Origin of the sequence: Serratia sp. PF-27, from assembly GCF_030053255.1 — a bacterium.
GTDB lineage: Bacteria > Pseudomonadota > Gammaproteobacteria > Enterobacterales > Enterobacteriaceae > Serratia > Serratia bockelmannii.
The window spans coordinates 69,782-87,070 of sequence record NZ_JASGBT010000022.1 but is presented as its reverse complement, the minus strand read 5'-3'; the positions used below and the strand labels follow the sequence as shown (position 1 = coordinate 87,070).

Below are 17,289 nucleotides of genomic sequence, written 5' to 3'. Positions count from 1 at the left end.
ATGACGAGCGAATTCCTCTTGTATTAATCCGATATAATTAGAGAGAAATTCATATTCTTTTGTATTATTCACCACAGTTAATGTGCAACAATACTTACGATAAGAGCCTCTCCATATCAATAAGTTATACTTTATTGTTTCAATAAAAATAATTTACCTATTAATTAATTCATTGCCATTTAAAATGGGCGGCGATTTTGCCTGCGGCGCATCTATCGTTTTTTGTTATAACGATGGGAAAAATTATGCTGAAAAATTTCTTCGTTTTTTCTGGCGTCCATCAACGGCACCGTTCCCAACGACAGATAACGTAAAAGGGGCGGCAGAGCCCGCCCCGAGAGGTCTTACCACATCAGCCGGCCGATCAATGGCGCGGCCACGACCGTAATGATGCCGGCCAGCATCATCACCAAACTCGACACTACGCCCTCCTGCGGCCCCAGCTCATAAGCGCGAGCGGTGCCGGCACCGTGCGACGAGGCGCCAAATCCGGCGCCCTTCGCCAGACGGCTGCGCACCGCCAGCCGCAAAAACAAAATATCCCCCACCGCCATGCCGAACACCCCGGTGATCACCACGAACAGCGCCACCAGATCCGGCTGCCCGCCCATCTGTTTGGCGGCCTCCAGCGCGAACGGCGTGGTGATCGACCGCACCGCCAGGCTGCGCTGCACCTCTTCCGGCAACGTCAGCAGGCGCGCCAGCCACACCGAGCTGTACACCGCCACCAGCACCGCCGTCGTTACGCCGGCGGTCAGCGATAGCCAGTGGCGGCGGATGATATGCAGGTTCTCATACACCGGCACCGCGAAAGCGATGGTTGCCGGCCCCAGTAGCCACAGCAGCCAGTGAGTTTCACCAATATAGTCCTGATAGGAGATGTGGGTGACCACCAGCAGCAGCACCAGGATCATTGGCGTCAGCACCAGCGGCATCAGCAACAGCGTGCGCCGGCGGCGATACAGCTTCTTGTTGGCGAAGTACAGCGCCAGCGTCGCCAGAAAACAGGCCAAGCTAAGGATAAAATCATTCATGACGCTGCTTCCGACGCTGCAGCCAAATCTCCAGCCGATACACCCTGTCCACCACCAGCCCGGTGGCGCCCAACGTCAGCATGGTGCTGACCGCGATCACCAAAAAGATCTTCCAACCCTCGACCATCAACAGCTGGGCATAGTTGACCACCGCCACCACCGCCGGCACGAAAAACAGCAGCATTTCCGCCAGCAGCCAGCGGGAGCCGGCCTTAACCCAGCTCAGCGGCAGAATGCGCAGCAGGATTAGCGCCAGCAGCATCAACATGCCGACGATATTGGCGGGGAGCGGCAGGTGGAATTGTTGCACCAGACGATCGGCGATCAGGAACAGCGCCGCATACAACGCCACCTGAATCGGCACCTGCAAGCGGGTCAGCAGGGAGGGGGCAACGCGGCGTAACGCCAGAGACATGAAAGATGACCTCAAACAATAAATTAACGGCCTACAGTATACGCAGCCGGGAAACCACGCCTGAAATGAATTAAAATTATCGACATCATGCCGTCCGGGAATAGTTTCCCGCCGGTAGCGTCCCCAAGGAGAACCCTAACGTGGATGTCCGCACCCTGCGCTACTTCGTTGAAGTGGTGCGCCAGCAAAGCTTCACCCGCGCCGCGGAAAAACTGTTCGTCACCCAGCCCACCATCAGCAAGATGCTGCGGCATCTGGAGGAGGAGCTGGAGTGCACGCTGCTGATCCGCGAAGGCCGCAAGCTGCGCCTGACCGACAGCGGCCAGGCGGTGTATCAGCGCGGCCTGACGATCCTCGACGAATTCCGGCAACTGGAGGCGGAGCTGGAAGACATCAGCTCGGTGAAAAAGGGCGTGCTGCGGCTGGGCATTCCGCCAATGGTGGGCAGGCAGATCGCCGATCTGATCCGCCGCTTTCGCCAAACCTACCCCGGTATCGAATTGAAGATTTCCGAGCTGGGCGGGCTGTCGGTCGAACAGGCGGTGATGTCCGGCGAACTGGATCTGGCGATGACGGTGTTGCCCTTCGACTCGGAGCAGCCGCTGACCTTTCTGCCGCTGCTGGGCCATCCGATGTGCGTAGTGGCGCCGCGCACGCCGCAGTGGCTCAACCGCACCCGCATCAATATCGCCGAATTGGCCGACAGCCCGATCCTGATTTATAACGAAGACTTTGCGCTTTACAAGATGCTGATGAAGGCGTTTCGCCAGGCCGGTTTTGAACCGCAAATCGCGGTGCGCAGCGGCCAATGGGACTTCCTCGCCTCGATGGTGCAGGCCGGCGTGGGCATCGCCATGCTGCCGGAGCCGGTTTGCCGCTGGCTGGACAAGGAAAACCTGGTCTGGCTGCCGCTGGAGCCGCGCATGGAGTGGAAAATCGGCCTGATCTGGCGCCAGGGCAGCTACCTGTCGCACAGCGCGCAGGCTTGGATCGCCTGCTGCCGCGACTATTGGCCGCCGCTCAAGTAGCCAAAAAACAAGGGCCGCACAGGCGGCCCTTCAGAACAGAAATAAAGAGGAAAAACGTTAATTCCTCCTCTGAGGTTTAGCCTTCGCGCTCGATCAGCAGCGCTTCGAGCAGGTCGAGATCGTGCAGCAGTTTTTGCAGCGTCTCGTTGCTGATTTTCTGCGTGGCGCGCAGATGGTACAGCTCGCCGCGCTCGGCGCGCAGCGCCGTCAGGCGGAAACGCCGCTCGAGGTTTTCCATCGCCAACGCATTCTCGATATCGTCTTTCGACGCGATGCGCCGCCGCAGCATGCCCGTCACCCGCGAGCTGACCTCTTTCAACACCTGCGGGTCGAGGTTTTCTTCGGTATCGGCAACCAGGCGCTCTTCCATTTTATTCACGCTTTCGATCGCCACCTCGGCCGCCATGGCGATCGCCATGCGCTCTTCCTGCTTGCTGGCGCTCTTGTCGGCCACCTGCACGCCGCGCAGCAGCAGCGGCAACGCCAGCACGCCGACAATCAGCGACAGCAGGATCACCCCGGCGGCGATAAACACCAGCTGATAGCGCGCCGGGAAGGCGGTGCCGTCACTCAGCAACAGCGGTATCGACAGCACGCCGGCCAGGGTAATCGCCCCGCGCACCCCGGCGAACGACGCCACCCACAGCTCACGCGTGCTGTAATCGCCGAACTGCAGCGGACGCTTTTTCATAAAGCGGTTACTGGCCTTCTTCATCACCCACAGCCAGGTGAAACGCAGCACCAGCAGTGCGGCGTAGATGGTAGCCACGTCGGCGAACAGATACCAGGTCTGGATGGTCGGATCCAGCTCCGCCTGCAGGATGGAGGTTTCAAGAATGCCCGGCAGCTGCAGGCCCAGCATGATGAACACCATGCCGTTGAACACGAACTCCAGCATCGCCCATACGCTGTTGGCGCGCAGACGCATCGCCAGCGGCGCGTTGCGGATCACGCCGGATTGGCTGATGGTCATCCCCGCCGCCACCGCCGCCAGGATGCCGGAGACGCCGATGTGTTCGGCAATCAGGTAAGAAGCGAACGGCAGCAGCAGCAGGAACACGATCTGGGTCGCCGGATCGTCGCCGCTCCAGCGGCTCATCACCCGCAGCGATTTACTGTAGGTCCAGGTGACCGCCACGCCGGCCAACAGGCCGCCGATCGCCACTTTGAGGAATTCAAGGGTCGCGCCGCCCACGGTGAACACCATGGTGCCCATCGCCACCGCGATGGCGAACTTGAGCGATACCAGGCCGGACGCGTCGTTCATCAGCGCCTCGCCCTCGAGCACGCCCATGATCGGCTTGGGAATCCGCCCTTTGCCGACGATGCCGGACAGCGCCACGGCATCGGTCGGCGACAGCACCGCCGCCAGCGCGAAGGCCGCCACCAGCGGAATGCCCGGCACCATGGCGTAGATCAGGTAACCGACGCCGACCACGGTGATCAGCACCAGCACCAGCGCCAGGCCGAGAATTTCACGCCCGTGATGCAGGAACTCGCGCGTCGGCGTTTTCCAGCCGTCGGCGAACAGCAGCGGCGGGATGAACAGCACCAGGAACAGTTCGGGATCAAAGTCGACGTGCAGCCCGAAATGCGGCCAGGCCAACAGGGCCCCGATGGCGATTTGCATCAGCGGCAGCGGCACCTGGAACGGCAACATGCGCGTCACCACCCCGGACAGGGAGACCACCAGGATCAAAATGAGGATTGTAAAAAAGATTTCCATGCTTTCCTTAGACTCTACGATTCAGACGACATCGGCTCAGGGCCTGCGTTGGTCCCGATAGTAGATCACTTTTTTTACAGCCGTTAAAGCTTGTTGTGCCTTTCAAAACGCGGTGCAGAGCAGAAGAAGACTTATCTTAAGAAGGGAATTGCCGTCACAGGCTCCCCCGCCCGATGGGCGAGGGAAACCCAAGAGGCTTAAATCGCCCAGCCGCCGGCGTAGAACGCCACCAGCGCCACGGCGATCAGCACGGTGCCGATGTTCAACTTGCGCCATTCGCCGGAGAAGATGCGGCCGATGACCAGCGAGCTGAAGCCCAGCATGATGCCGGTCACGATGTTGCAGGTCAGCACGATGAACACCGCGCACAGCAGGCCGGCCATTGCGTCGACGAAGTCGTTGAAGTCCAGCTTGGTGACGTTGCTCAGCATCAGCAGGCCGACGTACATCAGCGCCGGCGCGGTGGCGTAGACCGGCACCAGATAGGCCAGCGGCGACAGGAACAGGATCAGCAGGAACAGGATGCCGACCACGGTGGCGGTCAGGCCGGTTTTGCCGCCCGCGGCGGTGCCGGCAGCGGACTCGATGTAGACCGCGGCGGGCGCGGCGCCCACCAGGCCGGAGAAGATGCTGCTCAGGGAATCCGAGGTCAGCGCCTTGCCGCCGTTGATGATCTGCCCGTCTTTATCCAGCAGGTTGGCCTGCCCGGCCACCGCGCGGATGGTGCCGGTGGCGTCGAACACCGCAGTCATCACCAGCGCCAGCACGCTCGGCAACACCACCGGCTGCAACGCGCCCATGATATCCAGACTGAAGATCAACGATTTGCCGTCAGCGTCCGCCAGGCTAGGCATGGCGAACAGCCCCTGGTATTTCACCGCCGGATCGACGATCAGGCCGATGATGGAAATGGCGATGATCACCAGCAGAATGCCGCCGGGCACGCGCAGCTTCTCCAGGCCGAAGATCACCGCCAGGCCGACCAGCGTCATCACCACCGGGAAGGAGGTGAAGGCGCCAAGCGCCACCGGCAGGCCATCCAGCGGGTTCTTCACCACCAGGCCGACACCGTTGGCGGCGATCAGCAGCAGGAACAGACCGATGCCGATGCCGGTGCCGTGCGCCACGCCCATCGGCAGGTTACGCAGGATCCAGGCGCGGATGCCGGTGACCGAGATGACGGTAAACAGCACGCCCATCACGAACACCGCGCCCAGCGCCACCGGAATGCTGATGTGCTGACCCAGCACCAGGCTGAAGGCGGTGAAAGCGGTCAATGAGATCGCACAGCCGATGGCCATCGGCAGGTTAGCCCACAGCCCCATCAGCAGCGAGCCCAGCCCGGCCACCAGGCAGGTAGAGACAAACACCGCCGCCGGCGGGAAGCCCGCTTTGCCCAGCATGCTCGGCACCACGATCACCGAGTACACCATCGCCAGGAAAGTGGTCAGCCCCGCCACCACTTCCTGTCGCACGCTGCTGCCGCGCGCGGAAATTTTAAAATAGCCATCAAGCCCGCCGGTTGGTTTTGCGGCGTGGTTCGCTTGAGAGTTCGACATAGGTTACTTCCCCTGTGTTTCATTAATCGGCCCGTCACAGCAGGCCTGTCATCTCGCCCGCGCCCGATCGCCACGTAATCGTTTACGTCACGTTCCGCTTCCTTGCCCTTCCGTCGCATCGCCAACGGCAATGCGCACCAAGGCAAACGTTTAACTCGCAGCGCGCGGTACGGGTAATTTATGGTGGTTTATTCAAGGCAAACGATTATCCTGCCTTCCATGGCGTCTAATCAACTAAAGATCGCGGCAATTTATGCAGAAAGTGGCTGGAATGGCGTCTGCACGATAAAACCGGGGCGACGGACGCCCCGGCGAGATTATTGCGCCTGTACCGCAGCGGGATCCATATACATCAATTCCCAGATATGGCCGTCCAGGTCCTGAAAGCCATGGCCGTACATCATGCCGTAGTCGCGTGGCTGATGATAAGTGTTGCCGCCGCCGGCGATCGCCTTGCGCACCAGTTCGTCCACCGCCGCCCGGCTGGGTTGCGACAGGCACACCAGCACCTCGGTGGCCTGTTTGGCGTCGCCGATCGGGTTCGGGGTAAACATCCTGAATTTGTCATGGGTCAGCAGCATCACGTAAATCGTGTCGCTGACCACCATGCACGCGGCGGTATCGTCGGTAAATTGCGGGTTGAAAGCGAACCCCAGGTGGGTGAAAAACGCCATCGAGGCGGGCAGATCGCGTACGGGTAGGTTAACGAAGATTTGCGTAGCCATGGGCTACCTCCGATGAAGAATGACCCCATCGAGTATAGCCCATCCGCTTAACTCAGCAGGTCGTAAGGGCCGCCCTGCTCCAATGCCCGCTGGTAGGCGGGCCGGGCATGAATGCGCTGCAGGAAGCCGCGCAGTTTCGGGCAATTGTCCAACGCGCCGCGCGCCGCCATCGCCTCCAGCGGAAAGCTCATCTGAATATCCGCCGCGCTGAAATCGTTGCCGACAAACCAGCTGCCCTTGTTCAGGTGCTGTTCGAGGTATTCGCAGTGCGGCGCGATCTGTTTGTCGAGGTATTCGCGCTGCACGCCCTTGCCGATCGCGCCGGCCACCGGCCGCAGCAACCAGGGGATCGGCGGCTGGCCAAGGCGGCTGAACACCAGCTTCATCACCAACAGCGGCATCAGCGATCCTTCGGCGTAGTGCAGCCAATAGCGATACTGCTGGCGCGCGTGGAAGTCGGTCGGCATGAACATGCCCTGCGCGTCATAGGCTTCCTGCAAGTATTCGATGATGGCACCGGATTCCGCCAGCGTCAGATCGCCGTCGACGATCACCGGCGATTTGCCCAGCGGATGGATCTTTTTCAGCGCCGCCGGCGCCAGCAGGGTCTGCGGATCGCGCTCGTAGCGTTGCACCTGATAGGGCACACCCAGCTCTTCCAAAAACCACAGAATGCGCTGCGATCGCGAGTGGTTGAGATGATGAACAATGATCATGACGAAGCCTCTGTCCGCTGCCACACCAGTTCGCCAACCTGCACGCCGTTGCCGAGCGGCAAGGGCACCGTGCGCAACGTCAGCCGATCGCCGCTGAAAGCGTAAAAACGCACCTGACGGCTGCCTACCCAATTGGGGAACGAACAGCCTTCGACCTGATGCACCACTCGCTGCTCGTTTTCCTCCACCTGATAGCAGCCGAAGTAGCAAATCATATTGATGAAGGCGGTGCGGATCTCCCGCTCGGACCCCTGCGCCAAATCGTCGGCGGCGAAGCGCGGCCGCACGGCACTGTAAAGCTGCGCCGCCATCGTGCCGTTGGCCTCATAGTGGATGCGCCCCAACACCTGCTCGCCCAGCGGGTAATTCAGCTCACCGTCCTGGTTTTCAAATGCCGAGGACACCAGCGCCCAGCTGCCGATAAACGCGTTTACCGTCATTACGCTTCTCCGGTTAAGGATCGTCTGTAAAGGGTAGTGGCGATTTTTACCGCGCGCCAGCGGGTGAAAAAATAATCAGTTTATTTGAATGAGATACTCAAAACTCTCCGGTTTTTTATTCCAACCTGCCGCACTATTATTTAACACATCGAGAGACAACGTGCTCTCACCCAATCAATACGCTGAGGAATACATCATGAAAAACGTCAAAATTTTTGCTACCGCCGCGCTGCTGGCTACCGCTTCTTTCGCTACCTTCGCCGCTGACCTGCCTTCCAGCCAACCCGCTGCAGACGCCCAGAAAATCGGTGTCGTCTCCGTTAGCGGCGCCACCAACCTGAGCGCGTTGGAAAGCGAACTGGCCAGCAAAGCCGCCGCGTCGGGCGCCAGCTCATACCGCATCGTCGCCGCCGGCGGTCAGAACAAACTGTACGGCACCGCAGAAATCTTCAACTGATCGTCGAACAGCCAACCGACGGAAGAAAGAAGCCCCGCAAGGGGCTTTTCTCGTTATGGGCAGGCAAAGCTCTTTGTGAACAGTGGCCGCCAGACATTTCACCGATACTGGGAATCACGCCTTACCCTCACCCACTTTGGAGAAATAACATGACCACAGCACACCCTCTGCAAGGCAAAGTCGCGTTCGTTCAGGGCGGCTCACGCGGCATCGGCGCTGCCATCGTGAAACGGTTGGCGAACGAAGGCGCCGCCGTCGCCTTTACCTACGCCGCCTCGGCCGATCGCGCCGAAGCAGTGGCGAGCGCCGTTACTGTCGCCGGCGGCAAAGCCCTCGCCATCAAGGCCGACAGCGCCGATGCCGCGGCGCTACAGCAGGCGGTGCGCCAGGCGGTCAGCCACTTCGGCAACCTGGATATTCTGGTGAACAACGCCGGGGTATTTACGCTGGGCAGCACCGAGGAGCTGGCGCTGGACGATTTGGATCGCATGCTGGCGGTCAACGTGCGCAGCGTGTTCGTCGCCAGCCAGGAAGCGGCGCGCCACATGAACGACGGCGGCCGCATCATCCACATCGGCAGCACCAACGCCGAGCGCGTGCCGTTCGGCGGCGCGGCGGTGTATGCAATGAGCAAATCGGCGCTGGTCGGCCTGACCAAGGGCATGGCGCGCGATCTCGGCCCGCGCGGCATCACCGTCAATAACGTGCAGCCCGGCCCGGTGGACACCGAAATGAACCCGGACGCCGGCGAATTCGCCGATCAACTCAAGCAGCTGATGGCGATCGGCCGCTACGGCAAAGATGAAGAGATCGCCGGCTTCGTCGCCTACCTGGCCGGCCCGCAGGCGGGTTATATCACCGGCGCCAGCCTGAGCATCGACGGCGGCTTCTCGGCGTAACCATTCTTCGATGCAAAAAGCCCCGCAAGGGGCTTTTTTAATGGCGAATTACGCTTCGGTACCGTCGCCGTCAATGCAGACCACCGCGCTTTCGTTCGTCCCCACAGGGAAATGGCGGTCAAAGCGATCCTTCAGATCCTCCAGGGTGATTTCGGCAAAGCGCGCCAGCAGCGCCTGCTCGGCCTCATCCAGCACGTTGCCCAGCGCCTGATTTACCGCCGCCTCCACCGCACATTCCGGATGCTGTTCCCCACCGCCGATGGCGAACAACTGCTTAACGCCCACCGCCCGGTAGATATCGAGCAGGCTGATGTTCCGCAGATCGTCGGCGATACGCCACCCTCCGTGATGGCCCTTTTCCGACGCAACGAAACCGGCATCACGCAGGCCGGCCAAGGTGCGTCTGACGACGGCGCTGTTGGTGCCCAGCATCGCGGCGATCTGTTCCGAGGTGTAAACCCCCTTGTGGCGCGCCATATGCAGTAACACGTGCAGCATGCGCGAAAGCTTGTTGTCCTGACGCATTCCCATCTTCCTTTCAGCTCAGCATATTCTCGTATCTTACAATGATACGAAAGATTGACAACGGCGAATATCACGTGCTTTTATAGGTTACATGAAATAACCGGCGTTCTCTTGGGCGCTGAAAACCCATTGCACCATGACCTCGTAAGGAATAATGATGACTCCCGTATCGGCTTCAGATCTCTCGGTATGCCTGATGATCGCGCTGGCGTCGGCCAGTATTTCCATGACCCTGACACAAACCGAACTCTTCACGGCGCTGCGGGCCTGGGCGGCGCGCAAAAATGCCCTGCTGGGCCATTTGTTCCAATGCTTTTACTGCATGAGCCACTGGGTGGTGATTGCAGGAATGCTGGTTTACCGCCCGGCGCTGTTGCACAGCGGCATCGGCCCGATCGATTGGGTGATGACCGCCTTCATCGTGCTCACCGTCACCACCTTTATCAACGGCCTGCTGTTTAAAGTATTTCAGGCGGCTGTGCGCACTCATGTGATGAAACACGAGGCGCAGCACATGTTGAATTCGCATGAGCAGTGATGAGGCCGCGCATGAACCAGAACACCAATGACATTTTCAACGGCGAATTCTCCCGCCGGTATGACGCCGGCAACGCGCGCTTCAATACGATTAGTGACAATCTTCACTTTTTGATTGTGCTGCTATTGAAGGATTTGCCCGTCAATGCTCACATCCTGTGTGTTGGCGTAGGAACCGGTACCGAGATGATCCATTTGGCCCGCCAGAACCCGAGCTGGCGTTTCACCGGCGTGGATCCTTCCGCCGACATGCTGGCGGTGTGCGCTGCCAAGCTACGGCAGGCGGAGATTGGCGAACGCTGCACGTTGGTGGAGGGCTATCTGCAGGATCTGCCGAGCGTGCCAGATTACGACGCCGTACTGTGTCTGCTAGTGACCCATTTTATTCTCGATGACGCGCGTGGCGACCTCTATCGCCATATGGCGTCACGGTTAAATACCGCAGGCCGGGTGGTGATTGCGGAAATTTCCGGTGATACGACGGCGGCGGATTTTGACCAGCACCTGGCCAGCTGGGCCGCCATGCAGTCTCTTGACGGTCAAACTCCGCGCACGCCGGTTGAGCTCCGAGCCCAGTTGCAGCAACGGCTGTTGCTGCTGCCGCCGGAACGCACCGAACGGTTGATCGCCGAAGCCGGATTTTCTCCGCCGCAGCGTTTCTTCCAGTCGTTGCTGATCCACGCTTGGACGGCCCGTAAATCGGCATAAAAAAACCCCGCCTAAGCGGGGTTTTTCGCGATCTTTTCCAGGCGAACCTTAGAACGGAATATCGTCATCGAAATCCATTGGTGGTTCGTTGCTGCTGGCCGCCGGAGCGCTGTTCTGCGCCGGGCGAGACTGCTGCTGGCCGCCGCTGAACTGGTTGCCGCCCTGTGGCTGCTGAGGCTGGCCCCAACCGCCCTGGCCGCCGGCAGATTGACCGGCCGGTGCGCCGCCGCCCTGACGGCCGCCCAGCATCTGCATGGTACCGCCAACGTTAACCACCACTTCGGTGGTGTATTTTTCCACGCCGGACTGATCGGTCCATTTACGCGTCTGCAGGGAGCCTTCGATGTAGACCTGAGAGCCTTTACGCAGGTATTCGCCCGCCACTTCGGCCAGTTTGCCGAACAGCACGACGCGGTGCCACTCGGTCTTTTCTTTCTGTTCGCCGGTCGCCTTGTCACGCCAGCTTTCGGAGGTCGCCAGGGTAATGTTGGCCACTGCGCCGCCGTTCGGCATGTAACGGACTTCTGGATCCTGACCCAGATTCCCGACCAGAATTACTTTGTTTACGCCTCTGCTGGCCATGAGCACTTCTCCCGATGATTGATTTCTACACAGTATAAACGCGTCAGTTTACCACGCTGAGTACGAAACCACACCCGTGTTGATAAGTGCGAATTGCATTCCAGAATTGTCTTTTCGATCGACCTTGTTGCATTCTCATACTGGATATTCATTCAGGTTTTTTTGTGTCATAATTATGCGTTTCGACCTGGCTGTGCCGGTTTTTTGCGAGATCCATCACAAAATCCCCCGCAAAAATCGCGACAGGCGCGGTGTATCATCAAGACGGGAAGTGTAAATGGACAATATCGAAGTTCGTGGTGCTCGAACCCATAATCTGAAAAACATCAACCTGATCATCCCGCGTGACAAACTGATCGTCGTCACCGGCCTGTCCGGTTCCGGCAAGTCTTCGCTGGCTTTCGATACGCTGTACGCCGAAGGGCAGCGGCGCTATGTCGAATCACTCTCCGCCTATGCGCGCCAGTTCCTGTCGCTGATGGAAAAGCCGGACGTCGACCATATTGAAGGTCTGTCGCCGGCGATCTCCATCGAGCAGAAATCCACCTCGCACAACCCGCGGTCCACGGTCGGCACCATCACCGAGATCCACGACTACCTGCGCCTGCTGTTCGCCCGTGTCGGCGAGCCACGCTGCCCGGATCACCATGTGCCGCTGGCGGCGCAAACCGTCAGCCAAATGGTCGATAACGTGCTGAGCCAGCCGGAAGGCAAGCGCCTGATGCTGCTGGCGCCGGTAGTGAAAGATCGCAAGGGCGAGCACACCAAAACGCTGGAAAACCTGGCCGCCCAAGGCTATATCCGCGCGCGCATCGACGGTGAAGTGTGCGATCTGTCCGATCCGCCGAAGCTGGAGCTGCAGAAAAAACACACCATCGAAGTGGTGGTCGATCGCTTCAAGGTGCGCGACGACATGGCGCAACGCCTGGCCGAATCGTTCGAAACTGCGCTGGAGCTGTCCGGCGGCACCGCGGTGGTGGCGGACATGGACGACGAAAAAGCGGACGAGTTGCTGTTCTCCGCCAACTTCGCCTGCCCGATCTGCGGCTACAGCATGCGCGAGCTGGAACCACGCCTGTTTTCCTTCAACAACCCGGCCGGTGCCTGCCCGACCTGCGATGGCCTGGGCGTGCAGCAGTTCTTCGATCCGGATCGCGTGGTGCAAAACCCCGAGCTGTCGCTGGCCGGCGGCGCGATCCGCGGCTGGGATCGCCGCAACTTCTACTATTTCCAGATGCTGCGTTCACTGGCGGAGCACTATGAGTTCGACGTCGAAGCGCCGTTCAACACCCTGAGCGCCGACGTACAGAAGGCGGTGCTGAGCGGCTCTGGCAAAGAGTCGATCGAATTCAAATACATCAACGATCGCGGTGACACCACCGTGCGCCGCCATCCGTTCGAAGGCGTGCTGCACAACATGGAGCGCCGCTATAAAGAGACCGAATCCAGCGCGGTGCGCGAAGAGCTGGCGAAGTTCATCAGCAACCGCCCTTGCGCCTCGTGTCACGGCACCCGTCTGCGTGAAGAAGCGCGCAACGTGTTCGTCGAAGACACCACGCTGCCGGAGATCTCCGATCTGAGCATCGGCCATGCGATGACCTTCTTCCAGAACATGAAGCTCAGCGGCCAGCGCGCCAAAATCGCCGAGAAAGTGCTGAAAGAGATCGGTGACCGCCTGAAATTCCTGGTGAACGTCGGCCTGAACTACCTGTCGTTGTCCCGTTCGGCGGAAACGCTCTCCGGCGGTGAAGCGCAGCGTATTCGTTTGGCCAGCCAGATTGGCGCCGGCCTGGTGGGCGTGATGTACGTGCTGGATGAGCCGTCGATCGGCCTGCACCAGCGCGATAACGAACGCCTGCTGGAAACGCTGATCCACCTGCGCAACCTCGGCAACACAGTGATCGTGGTGGAGCATGACGAAGACGCCATCCGCGCCGCCGACCACGTGATCGACATCGGCCCCGGCGCCGGCGTGCACGGCGGCCAGGTGGTGGCAGAAGGCACCGTCGACGACATCATGGCGCAGCCGGAATCGCTGACCGGCCAGTTCCTCAGCGGCAAGCGCGAGATCGCCATTCCCGCGCAGCGTGTGCAGGCCGATCCGACCAAAGTGTTGAAGCTGAGCGGCGCGCGCGGCAACAACCTGAAGGACGTGACGCTGACGCTGCCGGTCGGTCTGTTTACCTGCATCACCGGCGTGTCCGGCTCCGGCAAATCGACGCTGATCAACGATACGCTGTTCCCGATCGCCCAGCGCCAGCTTAACGGCGCCACCATCGCCGAGCCGGCGCCGTTCCGCGAAGTGACCGGCCTGGAACATTTCGACAAGGTGATCGACATCGATCAGAGCCCGATCGGCCGTACGCCACGCTCCAACCCGGCCACCTACACCGGTATCTTCACCCCGGTGCGCGAGCTGTTCGCCGGCGTGCCGGAATCGCGCAGCCGCGGTTATACGCCGGGCCGCTTCAGCTTCAACGTCAAGGGTGGGCGCTGTGAAGCCTGCCAGGGCGACGGGGTGATCAAGGTCGAAATGCACTTCTTGCCGGACATCTACGTGCCGTGCGACCAGTGCAAGGGCAAGCGTTATAACCGCGAAACGCTGGAAGTGAAGTACAAGGGCAAGAGCATCCACGAAGTGCTGGAGATGACCATCGAAGAAGCGCGTGAGTTCTTCGACGCGGTGCCGGCGCTGGCGCGCAAGCTGCAAACCCTGATGGATGTCGGCCTGTCCTACATCCGCCTCGGCCAGTCGGCCACCACGCTCTCCGGCGGGGAGGCGCAGCGCGTCAAGCTGGCGCGCGAGCTGTCGAAACGCGGCACCGGCCAGACCCTGTATATTCTCGACGAACCGACTACCGGCCTGCACTTCGCCGATATCCAACAGCTGTTGGCGGTGCTGCATCAGTTGCGCGATCAGGGCAATACCATCGTGGTCATCGAGCATAACCTGGACGTGATCAAGACCGCCGACTGGATCGTCGATCTGGGGCCGGAAGGCGGCAGCGGCGGCGGCGAGATCCTGGTCGCCGGCACGCCGGAAACCGTGGCCGATTGTGAGAAATCGCACACCGCGCGCTTCCTGAAACCGCTGTTGAACAAGTAGTATCGCCAACGTGCGGGCCGTCGTTCAGGCGACCCGCACGCTGACCCGTTTCATTGCAATCAAACAGAAACGGGCAAGATTTCGACATTTTCAGGCATTTCCCTCCGCACTCACCGCTTTTATCATCAATGTTCCCTCGGCGGCCGCCCTGTCTGATTCAGGCCGCATCTCACCGGCACTCCGCTGCCGGCCAAGCGTTGTCCCCCCTACATTGATAACTGGAGCGACCATGAACATTACCCATGCCTATGCCGCGCATGATGCGAAGTCTGCGCTGGTGCCTTTCGATTACCCACCCCGCGCCCTGCGCGACCACGATGTGCAAATTCAGGTGTTGTTCTGCGGTGTCTGCCATTCGGACCTGCATCAGGCTCGCAACGAATGGAGCAATACGATTTACCCGGTGGTACCAGGCCATGAAATCGTCGGGCGCGTCAGCGCCGTCGGCGGCCATGTCTCGCGTTACCGGGTCGGCGATCTGGTCGGCGTCGGTTGCATGGTGGATTCCTGCCGCAGCTGTCCGAGCTGCGATGAGGGGTTGGAACAGTATTGCGAGAACGGCTTTACCGGCACCTATAACGGCCAGGATCGCCAGACCGGCGCCGCCACCTATGGCGGCTACTCCACCAATCTGGTGGTAGATCAGGACTTCGTGCTGCGCGTGCCGGAAAATCTCGATCCGGCCGGGGTCGCGCCGCTGCTGTGCGCCGGCATCACCACCTATTCGCCGCTGCGCCAGTGGGGCGCGGGGCCAGGCAAAAAGGTCGGCATCGTCGGCCTCGGCGGGCTGGGGCACATGGGCGTCAAACTGGCGCGGGCGATGGGCGCGCACGTGGTGCTGTTCACCACCTCGCCGTCGAAAATCGAAGACGCCAAGCGCCTCGGCGCCCATGAAGTGGTGATTTCGCGCAACCCGGATGAGATGGCACAGCACGTTAATAGCTTCGACTTCATCCTCAACACGGTAGCGGCTCAGCACGATCTGAACCCGTTCCTCAACTTGCTGCGCCGCGACGGCACCCTGACGCTGGTCGGCGCGCCGGAGCACGATCATCCGTCGCCGCAGGTGTTCAACCTGATCATGAAGCGCCGCCGTATCGCCGGTTCGCTGATCGGCGGCATCGCGGAAACGCAAGAGATGCTGGACTTCTGCGGCCAACACGGCATCACGTCCGATATCGAGCTGATCCCGATGCAGCAAATTAATGAGGCCTATGAGCGCATGCTGAAAAGCGACGTGAAGTACCGCTTCGTGGTGGATATCGACTCGCTGCGAGCCTGATGACAGCGGGCGCCCGGCGGCGCCCGTTTTTTTTATAGCTGCTTGATGACCCTGGCCGGGTTGCCGCCCACCACGCAGTTGGCCGGCACGTCTTTGGTCACTACCGCGCCGGAGGCCACGACCGCATTATCGCCGATGGTCACGCCCGGATTGATCACCGCGCGCCCGCCGATCCACACGTTGTTGCCAATCTTGACCGGCTTGCCGAACTCCGCGCCGCCGGCGCGGGTCTCGGCGTCCAGCGGATGGGTGGCGGTGTAGATATGCACGCCCGGCGCCAGCAGGCAGTTGTCGCCGATATGCACCTCGCACACGTCGAGGATCACGCAGTCGAAATTGGCGTAGAAGTTCTTGCCGAGATAGATGTTATAGCCGTAGTCGCAGCGGAACGTCGGCTCAATGGTGCCGCCCTGATAGCCGCCCAGCAGCTCGTCCAGCCATTGTTTGCGCAGCTCGCCCTCTTCCGGCGAGGAGTGGTTATAGCGATGCGTCAACTGGCGCGCGCGCCGACGTTCGCTGCGCAGCAGGTTATCACCGGCGTCGTACAGCTCCCCGGCGATCATCTTGCGCTTTTCTTCGCTGATGGCCATGTCGGCCTCCTTAATCTTATCCGCGTTTCTTGAATGCCCAAGCGTAGCCGTTTTTTCCTGACGACAAAAAGGGAACGTTCCCAATTTAAAACCGCGATCACGATTTAACACGAAAAAGCAGGAGAAAAACGGGCGGTGCCGCCGCCCGGCAATCAGGCGCGCAGTTCCTGGCGCACGTGTTCGGGCAGGCCTTCCACCACCAGCTGATAGGAGCTGTCGATCAGCGTATAAAACTGCGAGTTCGGCAGGTTGCCGTCGAGAAACACCGTATTCCAGTGCGCCTTGTTCAGGCCGTCGCAGGCGACGATCTCCGGGTGGTGCTCGCGCAGGCTTTCCGCCAGCTCCGGGCTGGACTTGATTGCCAGCGCCGGCCGCCCTTCGACCTCGCACACCATCGCGAACATCACGTCGCCCACCTTGATCTGGCTGGCCTGCCACTGGTTCTGGTCGCTCTGCTCCGCGCCCGGCTTCGCCATGCAGTACTCCAGCAATGCGCTGTTATTCATTGGGTTATTCCCCCTGTAATGTGGCCACAATACGGCGTGCTCCGCCGTGGATGCGGTGCTCCCCCAGCCAGATGCCCTGCCATGTGCCCAACATCAGCCGCCCGTGCCTGACGGGCAGCGTCAAGGAAGCGCCCAGCAGCGAGGATTTGATGTGCGCCGGCATGTCGTCCGGCCCTTCGTAGTCATGCTGATAGGGTGCGTTTTCCGGCACCTGGCGCAGGAAATGCTGCTCCATATCGGCTCGCACCGTGGGATCGCAGTTCTCGTTGAGCGTCAGCGAGGCCGAGGTATGCTGCAGCAACAGATGCAGCAGGCCGGTTTGCAGGCGGTGTAAGTGGGTTAACTGGTTGACGATCTCGTCGGTAACCAGATGAAAGCCACGCGCTTTTGCGCTGAGGATTAGCGTTTGCTGATGCCACATGAGTGAGCGCCCCTCAATCAGTATATTCTCTCT

19 protein-coding genes are annotated in these 17,289 nt (G+C 60.5%); 7 read left to right on the top strand and 12 right to left on the bottom strand.

Annotated features, from left to right (window positions below; genetic code table 11):
• Positions 1-344: 344 nt before the first annotated feature.
• A complete protein-coding gene (locus QMZ29_RS19935) occupies positions 345-1,034 on the bottom strand; it encodes an LrgB family protein (protein WP_004936833.1) in 690 nt (229 codons plus the stop codon).
• A complete protein-coding gene (locus QMZ29_RS19930) occupies positions 1,027-1,449 on the bottom strand; it encodes a CidA/LrgA family protein (RefSeq protein ID WP_004936830.1) in 423 nt (140 codons plus the stop codon). Before QMZ29_RS19930 ends, QMZ29_RS19935 begins: the two co-directional genes overlap by 8 nt.
• A 140-nt stretch (positions 1,450-1,589) precedes the next feature.
• Here QMZ29_RS19930 and QMZ29_RS19925 point away from each other — a divergent pair, with 140 nt between their 5' ends.
• Entirely contained in the window at positions 1,590-2,477 is an 888-nt protein-coding gene (locus QMZ29_RS19925; protein WP_025304429.1) for a LysR family transcriptional regulator, read from the top strand.
• A 76-nt stretch (positions 2,478-2,553) separates the two neighbouring features.
• Here QMZ29_RS19925 and QMZ29_RS19920 read toward each other — a convergent pair whose 3' ends face one another.
• The 5 genes from QMZ29_RS19920 to QMZ29_RS19900 form a co-directional block, all read right to left on the bottom strand.
• Positions 2,554-4,203, bottom strand: a complete 1,650-nt coding sequence (locus tag QMZ29_RS19920) for a Na+/H+ antiporter (protein WP_033636184.1) — start codon at positions 4,201-4,203, stop codon at positions 2,554-2,556.
• Between the two features lie 197 nt (positions 4,204-4,400).
• Positions 4,401-5,762 (bottom strand): NCS2 family permease, encoded by a 1,362-nt coding sequence (locus QMZ29_RS19915; protein ID WP_025304431.1) that lies wholly within the window; start codon positions 5,760-5,762, stop codon positions 4,401-4,403.
• 317 nt (positions 5,763-6,079) lie between these two features.
• A complete protein-coding gene (locus tag QMZ29_RS19910) occupies positions 6,080-6,487 on the bottom strand; it encodes a VOC family protein (protein WP_025304432.1) in 408 nt (135 codons plus the stop codon).
• A gap of 47 nt (positions 6,488-6,534) precedes the next feature.
• Entirely contained in the window at positions 6,535-7,203 is a 669-nt protein-coding gene (locus tag QMZ29_RS19905; protein WP_025304433.1) for a glutathione S-transferase family protein, read from the bottom strand.
• On the bottom strand, positions 7,200-7,643 hold the full coding sequence (locus QMZ29_RS19900; protein WP_261425061.1) for a lipocalin-like domain-containing protein: 444 nt from the start codon (positions 7,641-7,643) through the stop codon (positions 7,200-7,202). Before QMZ29_RS19900 ends, QMZ29_RS19905 begins: the two co-directional genes overlap by 4 nt.
• 196 nt (positions 7,644-7,839) lie before the next feature.
• Between QMZ29_RS19900 and bhsA the strand changes: the two genes are divergently transcribed.
• Both bhsA and QMZ29_RS19890 read left to right on the top strand, forming a co-directional pair.
• The gene (gene bhsA / locus QMZ29_RS19895; protein WP_025304435.1) at positions 7,840-8,100 is read left to right on the top strand and encodes a multiple stress resistance protein BhsA; all 261 of its coding nucleotides are present in this window, start codon (positions 7,840-7,842) and stop codon (positions 8,098-8,100) included.
• A gap of 149 nt (positions 8,101-8,249) precedes the next feature.
• Positions 8,250-8,999, top strand: a complete 750-nt coding sequence (locus tag QMZ29_RS19890; RefSeq protein ID WP_141972312.1) for a 3-oxoacyl-ACP reductase family protein — start codon at positions 8,250-8,252, stop codon at positions 8,997-8,999.
• Between the two features lie 48 nt (positions 9,000-9,047).
• Here QMZ29_RS19890 and QMZ29_RS19885 read toward each other — a convergent pair whose 3' ends face one another.
• A complete protein-coding gene (locus tag QMZ29_RS19885) occupies positions 9,048-9,524 on the bottom strand; it encodes an Rrf2 family transcriptional regulator (RefSeq protein ID WP_060434693.1) in 477 nt (158 codons plus the stop codon).
• A 157-nt stretch (positions 9,525-9,681) separates the two neighbouring features.
• Between QMZ29_RS19885 and QMZ29_RS19880 the strand changes: the two genes are divergently transcribed.
• Both QMZ29_RS19880 and QMZ29_RS19875 read left to right on the top strand, forming a co-directional pair.
• Positions 9,682-10,062 carry a hypothetical protein gene (locus tag QMZ29_RS19880; protein ID WP_060434695.1) on the top strand — a complete coding sequence of 127 codons (381 nt, stop codon included), beginning with the start codon at positions 9,682-9,684 and terminating at the stop codon, positions 10,060-10,062.
• Positions 10,063-10,073: 11 nt separating this feature from the next.
• The gene (locus QMZ29_RS19875; protein ID WP_060434750.1) at positions 10,074-10,769 is read left to right on the top strand and encodes a class I SAM-dependent methyltransferase; all 696 of its coding nucleotides are present in this window, start codon (positions 10,074-10,076) and stop codon (positions 10,767-10,769) included.
• A gap of 48 nt (positions 10,770-10,817) precedes the next feature.
• On the opposite strand, the gene ssb1 is transcribed toward QMZ29_RS19875, so the two are convergent.
• The gene (ssb1, locus tag QMZ29_RS19870; RefSeq protein ID WP_063988542.1) at positions 10,818-11,351 is read right to left on the bottom strand and encodes a single-stranded DNA-binding protein SSB1; all 534 of its coding nucleotides are present in this window, start codon (positions 11,349-11,351) and stop codon (positions 10,818-10,820) included.
• A 277-nt stretch (positions 11,352-11,628) separates the two neighbouring features.
• On the opposite strand from ssb1, the gene uvrA reads away from it, so the two are divergent.
• Together uvrA and QMZ29_RS19860 are read left to right on the top strand one after the other, a co-directional pair.
• Positions 11,629-14,457 (top strand): excinuclease ABC subunit UvrA, encoded by a 2,829-nt coding sequence (uvrA, locus tag QMZ29_RS19865; protein WP_261425058.1) that lies wholly within the window; start codon positions 11,629-11,631, stop codon positions 14,455-14,457.
• Positions 14,458-14,686: 229 nt separating this feature from the next.
• Entirely contained in the window at positions 14,687-15,739 is a 1,053-nt protein-coding gene (locus QMZ29_RS19860; protein ID WP_261425056.1) for an NAD(P)-dependent alcohol dehydrogenase, read from the top strand.
• Between the two features lie 32 nt (positions 15,740-15,771).
• Here the strand turns inward: QMZ29_RS19860 and maa are convergent, their stop codons facing one another.
• From maa to QMZ29_RS19845, 3 genes are all read right to left on the bottom strand, one after another.
• Positions 15,772-16,329 (bottom strand): maltose O-acetyltransferase, encoded by a 558-nt coding sequence (maa, locus tag QMZ29_RS19855; protein ID WP_147823173.1) that lies wholly within the window; start codon positions 16,327-16,329, stop codon positions 15,772-15,774.
• Between the two features lie 152 nt (positions 16,330-16,481).
• Positions 16,482-16,835, bottom strand: a complete 354-nt coding sequence (locus QMZ29_RS19850; protein WP_025304442.1) for an MmcQ/YjbR family DNA-binding protein — start codon at positions 16,833-16,835, stop codon at positions 16,482-16,484.
• 4 nt (positions 16,836-16,839) lie between these two features.
• Positions 16,840-17,256, bottom strand: coding sequence for a secondary thiamine-phosphate synthase enzyme YjbQ (locus QMZ29_RS19845; protein WP_004936779.1), 417 nt, complete (start codon positions 17,254-17,256; stop codon positions 16,840-16,842).
• Positions 17,257-17,289: the final 33 nt, after the last annotated feature.

Coding starts and splice junctions, on each gene's coding strand:
- QMZ29_RS19910 (WP_025304432.1), bottom strand. CDS start 6,487: ATGGCTACGCAAATCTTCGTTAACCTACCCGTACGCGATCTGCCCGCC.
- QMZ29_RS19860 (WP_261425056.1), top strand. CDS start 14,687: ATGAACATTACCCATGCCTATGCCGCGCATGATGCGAAGTCTGCGCTG.
- bhsA (WP_025304435.1), top strand. CDS start 7,840: ATGAAAAACGTCAAAATTTTTGCTACCGCCGCGCTGCTGGCTACCGCT.
- QMZ29_RS19935 (WP_004936833.1), bottom strand. CDS start 1,034: ATGAATGATTTTATCCTTAGCTTGGCCTGTTTTCTGGCGACGCTGGCG.
- QMZ29_RS19880 (WP_060434695.1), top strand. CDS start 9,682: ATGACTCCCGTATCGGCTTCAGATCTCTCGGTATGCCTGATGATCGCG.
- uvrA (WP_261425058.1), top strand. CDS start 11,629: ATGGACAATATCGAAGTTCGTGGTGCTCGAACCCATAATCTGAAAAAC.
- QMZ29_RS19930 (WP_004936830.1), bottom strand. CDS start 1,449: ATGTCTCTGGCGTTACGCCGCGTTGCCCCCTCCCTGCTGACCCGCTTG.
- QMZ29_RS19905 (WP_025304433.1), bottom strand. CDS start 7,203: ATGATCATTGTTCATCATCTCAACCACTCGCGATCGCAGCGCATTCTG.
- QMZ29_RS19885 (WP_060434693.1), bottom strand. CDS start 9,524: ATGCGTCAGGACAACAAGCTTTCGCGCATGCTGCACGTGTTACTGCAT.
- QMZ29_RS19890 (WP_141972312.1), top strand. CDS start 8,250: ATGACCACAGCACACCCTCTGCAAGGCAAAGTCGCGTTCGTTCAGGGC.
- QMZ29_RS19875 (WP_060434750.1), top strand. CDS start 10,074: ATGAACCAGAACACCAATGACATTTTCAACGGCGAATTCTCCCGCCGG.
- QMZ29_RS19845 (WP_004936779.1), bottom strand. CDS start 17,256: ATGTGGCATCAGCAAACGCTAATCCTCAGCGCAAAAGCGCGTGGCTTT.
- QMZ29_RS19850 (WP_025304442.1), bottom strand. CDS start 16,835: ATGAATAACAGCGCATTGCTGGAGTACTGCATGGCGAAGCCGGGCGCG.
- QMZ29_RS19900 (WP_261425061.1), bottom strand. CDS start 7,643: ATGACGGTAAACGCGTTTATCGGCAGCTGGGCGCTGGTGTCCTCGGCA.
- QMZ29_RS19915 (WP_025304431.1), bottom strand. CDS start 5,762: ATGTCGAACTCTCAAGCGAACCACGCCGCAAAACCAACCGGCGGGCTT.
- maa (WP_147823173.1), bottom strand. CDS start 16,329: ATGGCCATCAGCGAAGAAAAGCGCAAGATGATCGCCGGGGAGCTGTAC.
- QMZ29_RS19920 (WP_033636184.1), bottom strand. CDS start 4,203: ATGGAAATCTTTTTTACAATCCTCATTTTGATCCTGGTGGTCTCCCTG.
- ssb1 (WP_063988542.1), bottom strand. CDS start 11,351: ATGGCCAGCAGAGGCGTAAACAAAGTAATTCTGGTCGGGAATCTGGGT.